The sequence below is a fragment of the Alkalihalophilus sp. As8PL genome (assembly GCF_040939795.1).
In the GTDB taxonomy this organism is placed as follows: domain Bacteria; phylum Bacillota; class Bacilli; order Bacillales; family Bacillaceae_D; genus Alkalihalophilus; species Alkalihalophilus lindianensis.
On the sequence record NZ_CP162551.1, the window covers coordinates 2,370,941 to 2,387,855 of the forward strand.

The 16,915-nt window shown below is 41.7% G+C and carries 20 protein-coding genes and 1 pseudogene; 19 read left to right on the top strand and 2 right to left on the bottom strand.

The annotated features are described in order from the left end of the window. The first annotated feature begins 192 nt into the window (after positions 1–192). The 19 genes and pseudogenes from AB3N04_RS13435 (at position 193) to AB3N04_RS13525 (ending at position 15,788) form a co-directional block, all read left to right on the top strand. Positions 193–1,317 (top strand): sensor histidine kinase, encoded by a 1,125-nt coding sequence (locus AB3N04_RS13435; RefSeq protein WP_368503254.1) that lies wholly within the window; start codon positions 193–195, stop codon positions 1,315–1,317. A gap of 68 nt (positions 1,318–1,385) precedes the next feature. Next, positions 1,386–2,087: a response regulator gene (locus tag AB3N04_RS13440; RefSeq protein ID WP_368503255.1), complete on the top strand. Its 702-nt coding sequence runs from the start codon at positions 1,386–1,388 to the stop codon at positions 2,085–2,087. Between the two features lie 469 nt (positions 2,088–2,556). Then, complete coding sequence (locus AB3N04_RS13445) at positions 2,557–3,411, top strand: DegV family protein (RefSeq protein ID WP_368503256.1); 855 nt, start codon at positions 2,557–2,559, stop codon at positions 3,409–3,411. Positions 3,412–3,490: 79 nt separating this feature from the next. After that, the gene (locus AB3N04_RS13450) at positions 3,491–4,837 is read left to right on the top strand and encodes a DEAD/DEAH box helicase (RefSeq protein WP_368503257.1); all 1,347 of its coding nucleotides are present in this window, start codon (positions 3,491–3,493) and stop codon (positions 4,835–4,837) included. A 2-nt stretch (positions 4,838–4,839) separates the two neighbouring features. Then, on the top strand, positions 4,840–5,550 hold the full coding sequence (locus tag AB3N04_RS13455) for a ComF family protein (protein ID WP_368503258.1): 711 nt from the start codon (positions 4,840–4,842) through the stop codon (positions 5,548–5,550). Between the two features lie 51 nt (positions 5,551–5,601). Further along, complete coding sequence (locus AB3N04_RS13460) at positions 5,602–6,042, top strand: TIGR03826 family flagellar region protein (protein WP_368503259.1); 441 nt, start codon at positions 5,602–5,604, stop codon at positions 6,040–6,042. 88 nt (positions 6,043–6,130) lie between these two features. Beyond that, entirely contained in the window at positions 6,131–6,391 is a 261-nt protein-coding gene (flgM, locus tag AB3N04_RS13465; RefSeq protein WP_317121533.1) for a flagellar biosynthesis anti-sigma factor FlgM, read from the top strand. Between the two features lie 21 nt (positions 6,392–6,412). After that, entirely contained in the window at positions 6,413–6,910 is a 498-nt protein-coding gene (locus AB3N04_RS13470; RefSeq protein WP_368506050.1) for a flagellar protein FlgN, read from the top strand. A gap of 18 nt (positions 6,911–6,928) precedes the next feature. After that, positions 6,929–8,500 carry a flagellar hook-associated protein FlgK gene (gene flgK / locus AB3N04_RS13475; RefSeq protein ID WP_368503260.1) on the top strand — a complete coding sequence of 524 codons (1,572 nt, stop codon included), beginning with the start codon at positions 6,929–6,931 and terminating at the stop codon, positions 8,498–8,500. A 15-nt stretch (positions 8,501–8,515) separates the two neighbouring features. Then, positions 8,516–8,926: pseudogene (gene flgL, locus AB3N04_RS13480) on the top strand (flagellar hook-associated protein FlgL); the annotation flags it as partial. A gap of 987 nt (positions 8,927–9,913) precedes the next feature. Further along, positions 9,914–10,210 (top strand): flagellin, encoded by a 297-nt coding sequence (locus tag AB3N04_RS13485; protein WP_368506051.1) that lies wholly within the window; start codon positions 9,914–9,916, stop codon positions 10,208–10,210. Between the two features lie 23 nt (positions 10,211–10,233). Next, positions 10,234–10,815, top strand: a complete 582-nt coding sequence (locus AB3N04_RS13490; RefSeq protein WP_368503261.1) for a DUF6470 family protein — start codon at positions 10,234–10,236, stop codon at positions 10,813–10,815. Positions 10,816–11,344: 529 nt separating this feature from the next. Then, a complete protein-coding gene (gene fliW / locus AB3N04_RS13495) occupies positions 11,345–11,788 on the top strand; it encodes a flagellar assembly protein FliW (protein WP_368506052.1) in 444 nt (147 codons plus the stop codon). Beyond that, a complete protein-coding gene (csrA, locus tag AB3N04_RS13500) occupies positions 11,789–12,013 on the top strand; it encodes a carbon storage regulator CsrA (RefSeq protein ID WP_368503262.1) in 225 nt (74 codons plus the stop codon). A gap of 174 nt (positions 12,014–12,187) precedes the next feature. Then, entirely contained in the window at positions 12,188–12,811 is a 624-nt protein-coding gene (locus AB3N04_RS13505; RefSeq protein ID WP_368503263.1) for a LuxR C-terminal-related transcriptional regulator, read from the top strand. 235 nt (positions 12,812–13,046) lie between these two features. Then, positions 13,047–14,282 (top strand): flagellin, encoded by a 1,236-nt coding sequence (locus tag AB3N04_RS13510; protein ID WP_368503264.1) that lies wholly within the window; start codon positions 13,047–13,049, stop codon positions 14,280–14,282. Between the two features lie 150 nt (positions 14,283–14,432). Further along, positions 14,433–15,044, top strand: coding sequence for a hypothetical protein (locus AB3N04_RS13515; protein ID WP_368503265.1), 612 nt, complete (start codon positions 14,433–14,435; stop codon positions 15,042–15,044). A gap of 264 nt (positions 15,045–15,308) precedes the next feature. Beyond that, positions 15,309–15,677: a hypothetical protein gene (locus tag AB3N04_RS13520; RefSeq protein WP_368503266.1), complete on the top strand. Its 369-nt coding sequence runs from the start codon at positions 15,309–15,311 to the stop codon at positions 15,675–15,677. A gap of 21 nt (positions 15,678–15,698) precedes the next feature. Continuing rightward, entirely contained in the window at positions 15,699–15,788 is a 90-nt protein-coding gene (locus AB3N04_RS13525) for a putative motility protein (protein WP_368503267.1), read from the top strand. A 100-nt stretch (positions 15,789–15,888) separates the two neighbouring features. On the opposite strand, the gene AB3N04_RS13530 is transcribed toward AB3N04_RS13525, so the two are convergent. Beyond that, a complete protein-coding gene (locus tag AB3N04_RS13530) occupies positions 15,889–16,629 on the bottom strand; it encodes a gamma-glutamyl-gamma-aminobutyrate hydrolase family protein (RefSeq protein WP_368503268.1) in 741 nt (246 codons plus the stop codon). Beyond that, complete coding sequence (locus AB3N04_RS13535) at positions 16,613–16,906, bottom strand: hypothetical protein (protein ID WP_368503269.1); 294 nt, start codon at positions 16,904–16,906, stop codon at positions 16,613–16,615. The genes AB3N04_RS13530 and AB3N04_RS13535 overlap by 17 nt, the downstream gene beginning before the upstream one ends. Between the last annotated feature and the right edge of the window lie 9 nt (positions 16,907–16,915).

The window sequence follows — 16,915 nt, forward strand, 5'->3', positions numbered from 1 at the left end:
GTTTGTTACTATAGTTATGTCATCCACTACGTTAATAGAGATGAGACAAAGGACGCTAGGAAAAAGTAACGCTTTTATAGTCTGATTGTTGTAAGATAAGGATAGCGGAAACTTTATCTTGAAGCAAATGGACAAGGTTGATTTTCTGCACCAGTTAGCGCCCAAAAAAGGCGGTGGAGGTTGGTGAGAGCCTTGACTGACAAAAATGTGTTAGACAAGATTATTGATCAAACGTTAGATACAGTCGGACAAAGCAGAGAACAAATTTTCGAGATTGGTGAGCAATCAAGGCGAGAATATCAGGCTTTGCAAAAAGAATTACAAGATGTCCGCATGAAGGTAGCTGGCGTCATTGAAAAAACAGATCGTACCCATTTACATGCGAAGTTTTCAAGAAGTCGTTTAGTAGAGGTAAGTAAAGCGTTCGATCGTTATAGTCATGAAGAAGTGAAAACGGCCTATGAGCAAGCAAATGATTACCAAGTTCAGCTAGCCGTCCTGCAACAAGAAGAGATTAAGCTTCGAGAGCGTCGTGACCATATCGAACGAAGGCTGATTAAGTTAAATGAAACGATCGAGCGTGCTGAACAATTAGCAAGTCAAATGGCAGTTGTATATAACTTTTTATCCAGTGACTTGCGCCAAGTTGGTGAAGTAATTGAAGATGCGAGGGAAAAGCAAAAGTTTGGGCTGAAAATCATTGAAGCCCAAGAAGAAGAACGGAAAAAGCTTTCCCGGGAAATTCATGACGGACCAGCTCAAATGATGGCGAATGTTCTGCTTCGGTCTGAGATAATAGAACGAATTTATCAAGATCAAGGCATTGATGAAGCGCTAAAAGAGATTCGCGACCTCAGAAAAATGGTAAAAAGTTCACTTGCGGAAGTAAGAAGGATTATTTACGATTTGAGACCGATGGCCCTCGATGACTTAGGCCTGGTGCCTACTTTATCGAAGTATTTAGCGAATTTTGAAGAACATAATCGTATTGCTGTAAGGTTCAAGCATTTTGGGCGAGATCAACGTATTCCAGAAGAGTATGAAGTCGCGTTGTTTCGACTGATACAAGAAGGGGTACAAAATGCCTATAAGCATGCCCAACCTACAGAAATACAAGTGAAAATTGAAATCAAGCCAACAAAGGTTATAATGATCATAAAAGATGATGGCGTTGGGTTTGATACGACAAAGTTAAAAGAAGGCTCTTTTGGTCTCATGGGTATGAGGGAGAGGGTCAACATGCTTAAAGGTGAACTGACAATTCAGTCGAAAAAGGATATCGGGACCATTATCTCCATCGAAGTACCTTTGACGTAGCAATGAATTGATTAATCGACTTAGAAATTGGTAAGGATAATAACCGTGTAAACGGAGAGGTGATAGCGATGAACGAAGAAAAGAAAATTAATATCGTATTAATTGATGATCATCAATTATTTCGTGAAGGCGTAAAAAGAATTCTAGCAATGGAACCAGGATTTGAAATTGTGGCAGATGGAGAAGATGGCTCAGAAGCAATGGGACTTGTTGAAGAACATCGCCCAGACGTCATTTTAATGGACATTAACATGCCGAAAGTAAACGGGGTTGAAGCTACTCGTGAGCTTGTTAAAACGTATCCGAATGTCAGAGTTTTAATTCTTTCAATTCATGATGATGAAACATATGTTACTCATGTACTGAAAACAGGGGCATCAGGTTACCTGCTTAAGGAAATGGATGCTGGAGCACTTATCGAAGCAGTGAAAGTTGTAGCTTCAGGTGGATCATACATTCATCCAAAGGTAACGCATAACTTGATTAAAGAATACCGTCGTCTCGCAACAGAAGATGATAAGTATGAAGAGTCAATCGGATTCCGCGAAGTCGAATACCGCAAGCCACTTCATATTTTAACGCGTCGTGAGTGTGAAGTTCTTCAATTAATGACGGATGGTCAAAGTAACCGTGCCATCGGTGAATCTCTTTATATTAGTGAAAAAACGGTTAAAAACCATGTAAGTAACATCCTACAAAAGATGAGTGTAAATGACCGTACGCAAGCGGTTGTTGAAGCGATTAAAAAAGGATATGTAATCGTTCGTTAATTCGAATGTGGACAAGAGGTACCGAGTATGTGGGTATCTCTTGTTTTTTGTTGAGGGGAGAAGCGGCAAATAAGTGGATTGAGCGCTCAGTCGGGTGCTTACGGTGGATATGGAGCTCACGTTTCGCACATATCTGGCCAATTCGCACATAAATCGACCCTGCTCGCACATAAATGTAAAATTGCGCTCATAAGCTACACAAACTCGCACATAAACACAAAAAAATGCACATAAGTCGACGACGTTCGCTCATAAACTCCAAATAGCGCACATATCGCCCAATCCGCTCCGCGTTCATAACATTTTACTGCTGCAATCCTCCCAACAAGTCCCTTGAATGTTCCTACATTAAAAGGTACATTAATAGATGAGAGATTACGTCAGATCAAGTGTCAGCACATGTGAGCTTACTGCCTAGAAAATAAACACGAATCTTCCCATAGTGGGAAAACAAAGTGAGGATCTATATATGAATAAAGTAGCAATCGTAACAGATAGTACCGCTTATCTCGCACCAGACGTTCGGGACGAGTTATCGATTGAAATGATACCGTTAAATGTTGTTATTGGTGAAGATTCTTATCAAGAAGAAGTGGATCTAACCACGAGCGAGTTTTATAAACTATTAAAAGAAACGGAAAAACTACCAACGACGTCACAGCCGGCAATTGGTCATTTTGTGGAGACATTTGAAAATTTGAAAACACAAGGCTATGAAGAGATTGTTACGATTCATCTATCAAGCAAGATTAGTGGAACGTATCAATCGGCGATGAGTGCCGCTAGTATGGTTGAAGGAATAAGAGTAGAAGGCTTTGATTCAGAGATTAGCTGTGCACCTCAAGGGTTTTATGCACTAGAAGCTGGGAAACTAGCAAAAGAGGGTGCTGATGCAACGGCGATTCTTGCTCGTCTAAACGAAATTAAAACAAGCCAAAAAGCGTACTTTATGGTCGATAGCCTGCAACATCTCCACCGCGGGGGACGTATGAATGCAGCTCAACTTGTTGTCGGAAATCTACTGAAGATCAAGCCGATTCTTCATTTTGTAGAAGGAAGCATTGTCCCCTTTGAAAAAGTCCGGACCGAGAAAAAAGCTGTTGCTCGTATTTGTCAGCTGTTAGAAGAAGATGTCACAACAGGCGGGACGTATGAAGTGACCGTAATTCATGCCAATCGCTTACAATCAGCAGAAACGATTGCCAATGACATTCAGTCGAAATTTGATAATGTAAATGTTGGCATCAGTCATTTTGGACCGGTTATCGGAACGCATTTAGGCGAAGGTAGCTTAGGTGTGGGCTGGTACAAAGTCTCGCAATAATAAACGTTTAGCATGAAGCGGCACCCCACTCGTTGCTTCATGTTTTTTTATAATCAACTAATCCCCCGAGGTGATCCCCATGTCCACCGACTTACTTGCCTTCCTTTCTGGCAAACGACTTCTCCGCACAGAAATTCCCTATCCTGATGCAGAGTTTGATCCATTCATCAAAAAAGGGCTCATCATCAAAACTCCTAGTATCCTCTTTAAAAATTCTCTCCCACTCTGTATCCGTTGTGGAAACACTGCCCGTACCTTATTCGCTAGCCACTTTTGTGCGACGTGTCAAAAGAACTGTCTCTATTGCCGCCATTGTATTCGACTCGGTAAAACGCAGGAATGTAAGCCTCTATATCAAATCCCTACCTCCAACCACACTGCCTACCCAATAATCGAATCTCCGCTAAAATGGGAGGGTAAACTCTCACTTGCTCAGCAAACAGCATCTCTCGCAGTCATCAACACAATTCAAACGAAAAGCTCTATCCTTCTTTGGGCTGTGTGCGGGGCTGGGAAAACAGAAATGTTATTTGAAGGCATTGCGGCAGCACTTGAAAGAGGAGAGCGGGTCTTACTGGCAACACCACGCGTCGATGTCGTAAAAGAGTTGACGCCGAGGTTTGGCGAGGCTTTTCCGAGTGTGACTATCGCTAGTCTGTATGGCGGCAGCAAAGATCATCACACCCAAGCCCCATTCGTGATCGCGACCACTCACCAAGTGATGCGCTTTTATGAAAGCTTTGATGTGGTCATTATTGATGAAGTGGACGCGTTTCCATTTAGCTATGATAAAAGCCTGCAATATGCGATCACCCAAGCAAGGAAGCCTCATTCTGCGTTAATCTACCTCACTGCGACGCCAACCGCCAATTTGAAAAAGCAGAAAGATCTCACGACCGTATATATTCCAAGACGTTATCACGGCTATCTTCTTCCGGTACCTAATTTCCGTTGGTGTGGCAATTGGCGGGCCCATCTCAAAAAGAATAAACTCCCTCTCGTCCTCTTAAAATGGCTCAAAGAACGCCAACTAGCCGCGAAACCTACTCTTCTGTTCGCCCCTTCTATTCAGCTCCTTCATCAATGCTCAACCATTCTTCAGTCCTTAGCCGTTAGGCACGAAGCCGTCCATGCAGCTGACATAGATCGCCACAATAAACTAGATGCATTTCGCAATAATGAGTATTCCCTCTTATTAACGACGACCATTCTTGAGCGCGGAGTCACAATCCCGAATGTCGATGTCGCGGTGCTTGGAGCGGAGGATGATGTCTTTACGGAAGCGGCACTCGTGCAAATCGCCGGACGAGTAGGCAGGAGTGCGGATGTGCCAACGGGAGATGTGACCTTTTTTCATTATGGCCGGACCGACGCGATGCTTCGGGCACGTGGTCAAATCAATTGGATGAATAAACGGGAGGTGTAGGGATGAGGTGTTTACTTTGTCATGAGCAGATGATGGTGAAGCCTACTTGGAGGAGGATCTTTCTTCAAGAAGAAGGGAAACTCGTCTGTGAGCAATGTGAAAGTGGATTCGAGTTGTTAGGGGGAGAGCAGTGCAACGGTTGTGCCCGGGTGCTTGAGCAGAAATGGACATCTGAAACAGAAAATGGGCTCTGTTTGGATTGTGAGAGGTGGCAGAAGCACCCTACAGCTAGTCAACTACTGAAACGAAACCTCTCCCTCTACGCCTACAACGAGAGAATAAAAGATTGCGTCTCCTTATATAAATTTCAAGGGGATGCAGAGATAGGTCGCTATTTTTCAATGAAAATGAAGCGTGCCTATCAATCTCATTTCCAAGCATATTCACCTGTGCTTATGCCTTTAAGTGAGGATCGTCTCAGAGCGCGGGGCTTTAATCAAGTGGAGCTGATGACCTCAGAGTGGCTTGTGCCAGTTGTAGCTCTTGGCCGCACAACAGGTGAGCAGCAGAGCAAAAAGAATCGATCAGCTCGAATTCATCAAGTGACGCATTCACCTTTTTTTGTCGAAAAAGGTCAAATCTCTATTAAACCTCTTCAAAAGTTTGTCTTGATTGACGATGTATATACTACAGGAACAACGGTGAGGCAGGCTGCTCAGACCTTGATCGAGCAAGGCGCAACACATGTTGAGTCACTCACGCTTTGTAGGTAGTCAAACAGACAAGCTTTGCTGTGTAGGATATAATAGAGAGGAGAGGCGGATATGAAAAACGTGGCCAATTGCCCGAAATGTGGGGCTTTATTTGTAAAGGCACTCCGTCCAATATGCAATCCCTGCTATAAAGAACAAGAGGATAATTACGATAAGGTCTCTCGTTTTATGCGTCGTAAACACAATCGAATGGCTTCCATACGGGAAGTCCATGAAAAGACGGAAGTACCACTTGAGCAAATCCACCAATTTGTCAAAGAAGGGCGCATTCTTGTGACTCATTTTCCGAATATGGGTTATCCATGTGAATCGTGTGGGAAGTTGATTCAAGAAGGTCGTATTTGTGCTTCATGTAAAGGAAATATCACGGGTGGCTTAGAAAAGATAGCGAAAGAAAAAGAGTTCCAACAACGAACCGAAGAAAATATTAAAGCAGAAGAAAATGCGAAAAATAAGACGTACCATTCTCTTGATGATCGCTTTGATAAATAGTCTTAACAATTGTAAGAGGCGTGCCGATATAAGCTACAAGAGCAAATCGGTGCGTTTTTAATTCAAATCGAATAAAGGAGGGATGACCATGAAGATCAATCCATACCAGTCCATCCAGCAAAACCCTTACCGTAAGCAGGTGGAGCAATCAGAGAAACTGCCTGAGGCGAAGAAGGTAGATAAGCTTGAAATCTCCTCACAAGCGCTTGAAATGCAAAAAGGCAACCCGCTTGAAAAGGCACGTCAAGAAAAAGTAGAAGCATTGAAAAAACAGATTGAGTCTGGTGAATACCGCGTAGATAAAGAGGCAGTGGCACAGAAGATGTATGACTTCTGGAACAATAACTAAGGAATGTGAAAGGTGAGAGAGATGTCAGCAAAAATGGTGATCCAAGCACTAGCGGAGCTGTTGAAGCTTCATCAAGAATTGAATAAGCAAGCAACGCTCAAAGTGGAAGCGGTCAAAGCCAATGATGTGTCAACTCTCGGCCAGATCATTAAAGAAGAAGCAAGCCTCATTCGCGCCGCTCAGCAAGCTGATGCAAAGCGAGTGAAGGAAGCCCGTGCGTTTATGATTGAAAAGGGAGAGGGCGAAGAAGACGTGACGATTGCCTCAATGCTGCCACTGGTAAGTCATGACGAAACAGTCGTGCTTAAAAAGCTGCAACGAGCCCTCCTCAAAGAGGTAGATCAGCTAAAAAAACAAAATGAACAGAATCGTGAGTTGCTTGAAGAGTCCTTGCGTTTTGTTAATCTCTCCCTTGATTTAATGGTGCCACAAGCAGAAGATGTGCACTATACGAAGCCTCATCAAAAACCCGAACAAACAGAGCTGTTCAGCCGCTCTGTTTTTGATTCGAAAGCTTAAGTAGTTGGAGGAACAACGATGAAATCAACTTTTCATGGACTTGAAACGGCAAGACGGGCAATGATGACGCAGCAATATGCCTTGAGCACGACTGGTCATAATATTGCAAATGCCAATACGCCAGGCTATTCACGCCAACGTGTCAACTTCACGCAAACGGAACCTTACCCAGGTGTAGGGAGGAATCGTCCGATGATTCCGGGCCATCTTGGAACGGGTACACAAGCGGGCTCTATTCAACGTGTACGTGAGAGCTTTTTAGACATCCAATTTCGAAATGAACATAACAAAGCGAGTTACTGGGATACCCGTTTTACGGCTCTTCAGAAGATGGAAGACATTATGAATGAGCCGAGTCAAGACGGAATCGCGAGTACGATGGACCGTTTCTGGAATGCACTGCAAGATCTAACAGCCGACCCGCAGGATTCAGGAGCACGTATGGTTGTTCGTGAGCGTGGGGTTGCTGTAGCTGAAACGTTTAATTATGTGGCAAGCTCTCTAACATTAATTCAGCAAGATTTAAAAGGTGAAGTTAATGTAACCGTGAAATCCTTCAACTCTGTCCTTGATCAAATTAATAGCCTGAACCAACAGATCGCCAAAGTGGAGCCACACGGCTATGTTCCAAATGACCTCTATGATAAACGAGATAACTTAGTCGACCAGCTTTCTCAATATGTCAATGTGACCGTTGAAAGAGTCGAAGCGGGTGGAAAGCCTGATGCGGTGGCAGAAGGTGCCTATACGATTAAACTAGCAGATGAAAAAGGACAAGATCTTGGGATTACATTAATCGATGGGTCGAGCTATGAGGTCAATCATTTATCGCTCACATTTGATGAGGGAAATAGTGAGCTTGTTAGTCAATTAACATTCGGGGATGCGCAAAGTGTGGCATTTAGTGAGTTCGATTCTAGAGGAAAAATCAAAGCGAGTATCGAGGCATACGGTTATCTTGAAAATGGTGAAGGGAAGGGTATTTATCCTGATATGCTCGCTAATCTTGATGAAATGGTTTATACCTTTGTTGAGGAGTTTAACCGTGTGCACCGTGCGGGATGGAATGTTGAAGACATTCAAAACGGAGCCAAAGGAGAAGCGATTAATTTCTTCACCTATAGTGGTAACGCGGCAGCTCTTACTGCAGATAACAAAGCAGGCGCAGCAAGCCGTCTGCAAGTATCAGCTGAAGTAATGAATCAAATTAATAAAATCGCCGCTGCGAAACCGAGTGCGGATGGTGTTGCCTTTATCGGAAACGGAGCAAATGCTCTAGAGCTTGCGAACGTCAAAGATAAACGATTAAGCTACAACGGCACAACTACAACTGTTCAAAGCTTCTACCAAAGTATCATCGGGGATATGGCTGTTAATACGAATGAAGCAAACCGGATGATGCGAAATGCTGATTTACTTCGAAACACCGTCGATGAACGTCGTCAATCGGTAAGTAGTGTCTCATTAGATGAAGAAATGACGGATATGATTAAATTTCAACACGCTTATAACGCTGCAGCGAGAAATATTACGATGGTCGATGAGATGCTCGATCGTATTATTAATGGCATGGGTGTTGTAGGCCGATAAGAGGGTGTGAGATAGATGCGTGTAACACAATCAATGTTAGCCAATAATGCGCTTCGTAATATTAGTGCAGGGTATGCCAATCTAGGTCAACTCCAAGACCGCCTTGCATCGGGCAAGAAATTCACCCGTGCCTCTCAGGACCCGGTTGTCGCCATGAATGGGATGCGTTACCGGACTCAAGTGACCGAAGTAGCGCAATTTAAAAGGAATCTAAGTGAGATGTATAATTTCATGGAAAGCTCCGATTCAGCATTAGGCGAGGTCAATCAAGCCTTACAACGAATTCGTGAGTTAACCGTCCAAGCTTCCAATGATACGTATAACGAGAATGATCGAAAAAACATCATTCAAGAAATTAAGCAACTAAATGAGCATATTTCCTCGATCGGGAATACAAAAGTCAATGACAAGTACTTATTTAACGGCACAAATACGATTTCAAAACCGATCGATTTAAGTAAGTTGCCGAATTATATTAACCGACCCGAGTTTGTTGATGTTACTCAAACAGAATTGCCGATTGAATTCCAGCAATTTGGTGATCTTGAAGTCGGCCAGCTCTTCTCAGGGGTAACGTTAGAAGCTGAACAACTAGCTGCTCAATTTAACTTGGATGACGTCACAGAATTAGAAGGCAAGATCGTTCGTATTGGTCCATTTGAAGGTGGCGAAACGATTGATCTTCCTCTAGGCCAAGCAACTGAAGGTGTCTATCAATTTCAATTAACCGCAGCTCAGCTTGCGTTTGCTCAAGAAAACGAAATTCAAGTTCAAGTGCTAGATGAAGAAGAGTATGATGCCCTAGCCCCGCTTGATCCAGATAGTCCATTCGTAAACAATGTCGGGAGTCTAGATGTCGAAGTTCCACAAAATCTTACAGTATCTATAAACGCGGCTACACTAGAAGCGGCAAGGGGAGCTCAAGTAAGTGTGATGATCCCAGGTCAAGGGCCGCTTGAGTTGACGTATGATGAGGAAACGAACTCCTTTGTCGCAAATGTATTCAGAGGCTATGACCCAGAAGCGATTCAAACAGCTACTGTTGAAGTGAACGGACAAGTCGTGGAATCTCGCTTTGAATTTGAGTTAACAGATGTGGCTAACCCAACTGATTACTTTGTTACGGTTCAACTAAATGGCACCGAGCATCGCTTTGTCTATGATGAAGAGAGCGGAAAATATGTAAACGAAAAGCCGGTCTATGCTTCATTGGAGGAAATTCAGAACGCACCAAGGGAAGTAGAGTTGATTCCATCGGCCTCACCTGTATCATCCAATAAAGAAAATATCGAAATCGAGCTGTTAAAAGGTGTGACGATCTCAAACAATATTCGTCCGCAAAGCGTCTTATCAGCCGAACTCTTCAAGAACATTCAAGATATCACAAACGAGCTTGAATCGATGATGGGAGACATGGAGACCGCTTCAAGTGGCAAAGAGATTAGTCGATACCTTGATAAGCTAGATGTTCACATTAATAACGTCTTAACCGAACGAGCGAATCTAGGAGCGAGAATCAACCGGGTGGAAATGATCGAAAACCGAGTGCTCGAACAAGAGATCATCGCCAAACGCATTCTCTCTGAAAATGAAGATGCCGATATGGAAAAAGTGATTATTGATCTGCAAACACAAGAGAGCGTTCACCGTGCGGCGATGGCTGTAGGAGCAAGAGTGATACAACCATCTCTACTAGATTTCCTACGTTAAAGCATGAATAGGGAGTGAGTCGGATGCAGCTAGCTTCTCTGGAAATAAGATCTACCCACGCCCAAATGGCTCAACAATCAGACCGAGGGACGGTGCGCATCAAGCAACACCAAGCGGATTTGCAGATCCGGCAACAAACAGACGTGATTGAGATCAACACGACCTTTCCCAAGCTTTCGATTGATCAAACAGAAGCATTTGCCGATGCCAATCTGAAATCAGGATTACGGCATGCAAAAGAGTTCTATGCTTCTGCAAACTCACAAGTGTCTGAGCATATTGCGAAGAAACGTCAAGAAGGCGATCAAATGATGCGCATTGAGCATGGATATGGTGGGGCATTTGCTAGAATCGCTAAGCAAAATAGCACAAAGCCAGATCCGCAACTGCACGTCGTCAATATGCCTCGCTCTATGGACCAGACCAAGATCCACTTTCAACCAAGTCAAATCAGCTTCAACGTCCCGAGACATGAAGCCACGATTAGTATTAATAGAAGAGAACCAGATATCCAGATGCCAAAATGGCAAACCGATACCTACCTTCGTCAAAAAAACAGCATATCCTATCAAGCAGTCGGCGCCTTCATCAACCGAGGGCTCTAAGGAACGGAAAAGGTTGCAACGCGGAGTTGCAACCTTTTCTCAAGCGTAAATCCTTTATCCACGTCATGAAATCTCGAATAAAGTCTTCGCGCCTGTAAATGGGGGCGACGCTTCCCACTTCACACCTATCTACTCCAAACTCATCGACCTACATTTCTAGTTAAATGCTATGAAAAAAAGAGAAGAATCCCGTCTCACACAAATAAATCTAGCTGCAGGTCAGGCTTATGATGTTTTCATAAGGATTTACGTAAGAAAAGGGAAGATATGTAGGGAGTAAATAGAAGCAAAAGAGGTAGATGACTCACCTGGAGGCCCAGAAAAGAAATCAGTCGCATGGGGAAGGACAACCTAAGGAAATAGAACTATTTTCTTAGGTATATTGTAATATTCTATAAAAATTTGTAAATTACCTCCTTATTTTGAAAGAATTTTAAATTATTTTGTTAGGGTTTGTATGGTTTGCTCGAGAAAGGTAGAAATCATGCTAAACTTAGGGAAAGAAATCGACAAAAAGGTGTGAAAAATGGTGAAGATGGAAACGAAATATACAGGCGAAATAGAAATTGAGAATGAGAGAATCATTCATTTTGAAAAAGGAATTCCTGCTTTTGAAAGTGAGCAAACCTTCGTGCTTCTTCCTTTTGAAGAAGGAACTCCTTTCTATGTACTCCAATCAACAACTACAACCGAGGTAGCTTTCATCGTCATTAATCCGTTTCAATTTGTCCCAGGCTATCAAGTGAAGCTACCAGATGCGACGATTGAGCAACTAGAGATTACATCAGAAGAAGAAGTGGCGACATTCATCATGCTGACGGTCCACGAACCGTTCCAAGAAACAACAGCCAACCTTCAAGCGCCAATAATTATTAACGCAACGAAGCAAAAGGGAAAGCAACTTCTCTTAAGCAACAGTGAGTATGAAACAAAGCACACGATCTTCAAGCAAGCCGTGAAAGGAGAGGTGTAAATGCTCGTCCTTACACGTAAGCTAAAAGAAGCGATTCAAATTGGGGATGAAATTGAAATAAAAATCCTTTCAGTCGATGGAGATCAAATCAAAATCGGCATAGAAGCCCCCAAAAACGTCGAGATTCATCGAAAAGAAGTCTATTTAGCCATTCAACAAGAAAATAATGAAGCGGTAAAAGAAGTTTCATTGGATGGATTGCGAGGATTTATTCATAAAGGATAATAAGAGTAATAGAGAATCTCTCATAAAAATGGGAGATTCTTTCATTTTTATAGATCCCATAACCTAAGACTTGGTATTTATTTCGTAAATCTAAGAAAAAAGTACAAAATTTGACAAGGATGTCGAATATAATTAACGAATAGAAGAAAGAGTCCAAAAAAGAGGGAGGATCATATGTCAGCATCAACAACGAAAGAATCCATCACCTTTATTACGACTGATACTTCCTTGCCGCCAAAAATTAAAGAAGACGTCGAGGAACCAAATCAATCCGAACTAAGTTTTTATGTCATTGACCAAGTAGAAGGTGTTAATGATGTATTCAAACGATTAAAACAGGATTCTAAGAAGGATAGCAGTCAATGTAGGAAGTATATATGGGTCATAAGCAAACAAAATCAAAGACTAGCAAAAGAAATACTAAATGTTGAACAAGCAAGTATCATCGCGATTGAAAATGAGCAATTTAAACAATCGATTCATTCAGCACTCAAGCACTATCCTTACTTAGATCTACCGTTTCAAAAGGAGATCCTCCAAACAGTAGCGAAACATACAAAACCACCGAAATCAACAGATCTAACCGTCTGCCTTGAAGGTTATACGCAGTTTAACCAGACGGAAAAAGACATTATATGTCATTTGCTAAGAGGAAAGACAGCCGAGCAAATTGCCGAGCTCACCTATAACTCGATACATACAATCAACAACAATATTGTCAAAATTAAACGGAAGCTCAATGTAACTTCAAAAGTCGAAATCATTACCTATTTCGTGAAAAAGAATAGAGGAATGTAAGCAACGCCTGGTTGGAGAACCAGGCGTTTTTGCGTTCCTAAATCCGTATGTCACAGCCTAGACAAAAATAATCCAAAAAAAGTTACAAAAACTATTGAAACATCTACCAAACCAACCGATATAAAAGTTGTAAGCACGAGGACCTAGTTAGCGGCCGATAACGAAGTCCTACGGCTCAAATACAACATCCAACCACAAGGACGTGGGCGGAACAATTATACGGAGGTAGTATACTATGATTATCAATAATAATATTTCAGCTTTAAACACACACCGTCAAATGGGTGTCAACCAAGCAGGTTCACAAAATTCAATGGAGAAACTAGCATCTGGTCTTCGTATCAACCGTGCAGGTGACGATGCAGCGGGTCTAGCAATTTCAGAGAAAATGCGTGCTCAAGTACGTGGATTGGATCAAGCAGCTCGTAACTCGCAAGATGGTATCTCCATGATCCAAACAGCTGAAGGTGCATTACAAGAAACACACAGCATCCTTCAACGTATGCGTGAACTTGCTACACAAGCAGCGAATGATACGAATGTTGAAGTAGATCGTAATGAAATCCAAAAAGAAATGAATCAACTAACATCTGAAATTAACCGCATTGGTAATACAACTGAGTTTAACACTCAAAAGTTAATTAATGGAGACAAAAAGGATAATTCTACAAGTGCTGTAGCTACAGGGGCAGCTGCTACACTTGACCAATCTGCAGCTTCAGCTCCAAACAGAACGTTAACTATCGCCGTAGATGGTGCTACTGGTGTTGCAATTGAAGTAAGTGATACTAACTTCGCAAGCGCTGATGATCTTGCTGCAGATGTACAAGCGAAAATAGATGGTAGTTCATTAGCTGGAAAAGTAACGGTAACTAATAATGATGGTAAACTTGAGTTCACTGCTACAAGCAAAGGAGAGACTAGTACTCTTTCTATCGCAGGTACTGCAGATGGAACATTAGGTATTACTGATTCGGCAGTTACTGCAACTGGTGATGCTGCTACTACATCTGGCCTTCAGTTCCAAATTGGTGCAAACGAAAACCAAAGTTTGACTTTAGAGATCAGTGATATGAGAGCGAATGCTCTAGGCTTAACAGGGACAGGTACGACTTTTACTACTGCAACTAATGTAACTGATGGAACAAATGCTGATGGTGTTGAAAGTGCTTTAGATGTTTCTTCACACGAAAATGCTGCCAATGCTATCACAGTTATCAATGATGCAATTGAGCGTGTTTCAGCTGAGCGTTCAATGCTTGGTGCTACTCAAAACCGCTTAGAGCATACTATCTCTAACTTAAACAATTCATCTGAAAACCTTCAAGCTGCAGAATCTCGTATCCGTGACGTAGACATGGCTCGTGAAGTAATGGAAATGACGAAGAACAACATTCTTTCTCAAGCTTCTCAAGCAATGCTTGCACAAGCGAACCAAGCTCCACAAGCTGTTTTACAGTTACTTGGATAATAAACAAGTTAGTTAGTTGGTTAGTGGAAAGTTGGTTAGGCAAACCACAAACCCATAGAACAAGGAAGGCTCTAGTTTATGCTAGGGCCTCTTTTTATACATTGAAATTTTATTAAAGGTGACTATTGCAACATAAAGGGAGAATCTCACATGTCAACAATTATTCTATTTATCGGTGCAGGCTTATGGTTTATTGGGCTTGGAGGTACCTTACTTATTGGCTTTGTAGCAATTATTGCATATTTTATCAATCGATCTCATGTCATGTACTTAAAAGCAACTGGAGGAGTGATCCTCGTTATGATTGTTGGAGTTGCATTAATGACTTTTACAGAAGACAGTTATTGGGAGCGACAAGAAATGTCTAAGAGTCAAGAAAGAGAGAATGAGCAGATAGAAAGAAGAATTCAAGAGAATATTCAGGCTGAGGAGGAGGCATTTCAGAAGGTAGTTGAGGAACAGCAAAGAAACATAATGACCCTCAATCAAGAAGACAATCCATCAGATGCTATTCAAACAAATACATATGAGCTTGATCCAATCGATGAGCAGAATGTTTATAATACGTTCGTAAACTATAAACAAGTTTTCACCAATGCGATGGAAAATGATGATTTTTTACTCTTAGCACCATATCTACTGCCAAATAGTAACTTCTACCTTTCCCAGAGAGCTTTATTTGAGGAGGATATGGTAGAGTATTTATCCTTTTATAATATTGAATATATTCATCTTATAATATTGAATATATTCATCAACTAAGTGAGTTTGAATTTGAAGTTGGTACCTATGAAGAAGTTGTCATTGAGAGAAGAGGGGACGAAGAGTATCATATGTTCCAATGGGTCTATATGGTAGAAAAAAGTAATGGGAGTTATTTACTAAGTGATAGAAGAAATAGGTGATAGTTCCTTTTACCTCCCCCACAATACTTACTAGATATGCCAATGGATATTTAGAACTAAATCTTTTTACTTGAATGACCGATACTACCAATAACCATTAGTAATAGAATCGAGTGATAACATGCAAAAATACCGCGACATAATGGTTCAAGTAATCGACCTAACAAGCACAATGATCGAAGGCGCGGCTCATATGCAAGTGCTTCTAAACGAAGGAAAATTCGAACAGTCCATTATTTTGTTTGAAGATGTCATGAAAGCCTATTCTGCAGTGGAGCGTTCGGTTGCTCCTGTTTTAGTAGAGCTTGAAGAGGAAGAGGTTCAAGGGCAGCTAGTGAGAGTGCGTGAGAGTTTAGAGTTAGTAGTCTCTGCTTTTGAGAGAAAAAATTTCGCTCATAGTAAAGAGCTTTTACAGTTCGGGCTTATTCCGGCACTGAAGAAAGCAGAAACACAGTTTATCCAAGCGTTTTCTACATATCTAGTTTCGTAAGTTTATAGGAGGTTTTTAATCTTGGATGTCGCACTTCTTTCAATGGCAATGAACCAGGGGCAGGTCCAGCAGCAGGCGTCGATGGCGGTGATAAAGAAGACTATTAATTAAGATTATTTGGGGAATGGAACTAATTCTAATACAAAGAGGCCTCTATCTATGCTAGGGCCTCTTTCTTTTACTATCTACTTATTTCTACTGCCTGTAGAACTTATCTATCAATCTCTCTTGCAAACTCCTCAAAAAAACTTCTCCAATACATATGCTTTTCCGTCAGCTTCTCAGGATGAAATTGAAATCCAAACACAAAGTCATGTGCAGTTGATTCAAACGCCTCAATCACTTGATCGGGCTTAGATCTAGCAGACACTTTTAAGTTTTTCCCAAGTCTATCAATATGTTGACGGTGAAACGAATTAACAGGGACTTCCTTTTCTTTAATCATATCAAAAAGCTTCGATTTTGTTTCTATCTTTATATCGTGTACTGTTTCATCTGATGGGATGTTATGACGTTCTTGATGATGCTCAAATCCATCATCAGGAAGGCTGATTAATGTTCCACCTGATACTTCGTTTATCATTTGTGCTCCTCTGCAAAAGCCGATCATTGGGAGGTTATTTAGTAGACCGTATTCGATTAGTCGTTTTTCTGCTTGATATCTTTCCGTCCCACTTGACCGTAAATTCGAGAGGCTTGAATTCTTTTCAGATATAGATAAATAACCTCCACCTGTGATGATAAGTGCTCGGATATGATCGAGGGGAGGTAAGGAGCCATCCTTATAGATTGGAATTAGAAATGGCTCGAGACCTACACTTCTTAGCAGTTCAATTGTGTCTCGTTCAACGTATAGAAGAGGATGACCAGGATAAAGGTCATTCGTCCCGCCTTGGTCAGCATGGATCGTTACACCAACAAACTGCTGGGCTCTCTTACATTCTTTGTTCATTTGTTGGAACCTCAATATCTTCTGAGTTCTGCACATTCATTGTTAGTGTGTGTTGTTTACTGAGATAAATATTTAAGATTCCTGCAATGGTTGCGATGGTGGCTAAGCGAATTCCCCAAGTCATCATTTTTCCAGATAAGACTGCGAGGCTCTCACCTGCACTTCCGCCTATTAATAAAGAAACTATAAACACCAAGGCTACAAAGAACCCTAATCCCATCGTCAACAGTGCAAACCACGTATATATCTTCTCAGTTATTTTTTTTAGAGTGTTCATAAGCATTCA

Bases quoted from the DNA above. Each gene is read 5' to 3' on its own strand.
- csrA (WP_368503262.1), top strand. From the start codon at position 11,789: ATGCTCGTCCTTACACGTAAGCTAAAAGAAGCGATTCAAATTGGGGAT.
- AB3N04_RS13520 (WP_368503266.1), top strand. From the start codon at position 15,309: ATGCAAAAATACCGCGACATAATGGTTCAAGTAATCGACCTAACAAGC.
- flgK (WP_368503260.1), top strand. From the start codon at position 6,929: ATGAAATCAACTTTTCATGGACTTGAAACGGCAAGACGGGCAATGATG.
- AB3N04_RS13450 (WP_368503257.1), top strand. From the start codon at position 3,491: ATGTCCACCGACTTACTTGCCTTCCTTTCTGGCAAACGACTTCTCCGC.
- AB3N04_RS13510 (WP_368503264.1), top strand. From the start codon at position 13,047: ATGATTATCAATAATAATATTTCAGCTTTAAACACACACCGTCAAATG.
- AB3N04_RS13490 (WP_368503261.1), top strand. From the start codon at position 10,234: ATGCAGCTAGCTTCTCTGGAAATAAGATCTACCCACGCCCAAATGGCT.
- AB3N04_RS13470 (WP_368506050.1), top strand. From the start codon at position 6,413: ATGTCAGCAAAAATGGTGATCCAAGCACTAGCGGAGCTGTTGAAGCTT.
- AB3N04_RS13530 (WP_368503268.1), bottom strand. From the start codon at position 16,629: ATGAACAAAGAATGTAAGAGAGCCCAGCAGTTTGTTGGTGTAACGATC.
- AB3N04_RS13515 (WP_368503265.1), top strand. From the start codon at position 14,433: ATGTCAACAATTATTCTATTTATCGGTGCAGGCTTATGGTTTATTGGG.
- AB3N04_RS13485 (WP_368506051.1), top strand. From the start codon at position 9,914: ATGGAGACCGCTTCAAGTGGCAAAGAGATTAGTCGATACCTTGATAAG.
- AB3N04_RS13440 (WP_368503255.1), top strand. From the start codon at position 1,386: ATGAACGAAGAAAAGAAAATTAATATCGTATTAATTGATGATCATCAA.
- AB3N04_RS13460 (WP_368503259.1), top strand. From the start codon at position 5,602: ATGAAAAACGTGGCCAATTGCCCGAAATGTGGGGCTTTATTTGTAAAG.
- AB3N04_RS13535 (WP_368503269.1), bottom strand. From the start codon at position 16,906: ATGAACACTCTAAAAAAAATAACTGAGAAGATATATACGTGGTTTGCA.
- AB3N04_RS13505 (WP_368503263.1), top strand. From the start codon at position 12,188: ATGTCAGCATCAACAACGAAAGAATCCATCACCTTTATTACGACTGAT.
- AB3N04_RS13445 (WP_368503256.1), top strand. From the start codon at position 2,557: ATGAATAAAGTAGCAATCGTAACAGATAGTACCGCTTATCTCGCACCA.
- flgM (WP_317121533.1), top strand. From the start codon at position 6,131: ATGAAGATCAATCCATACCAGTCCATCCAGCAAAACCCTTACCGTAAG.
- AB3N04_RS13455 (WP_368503258.1), top strand. From the start codon at position 4,840: ATGAGGTGTTTACTTTGTCATGAGCAGATGATGGTGAAGCCTACTTGG.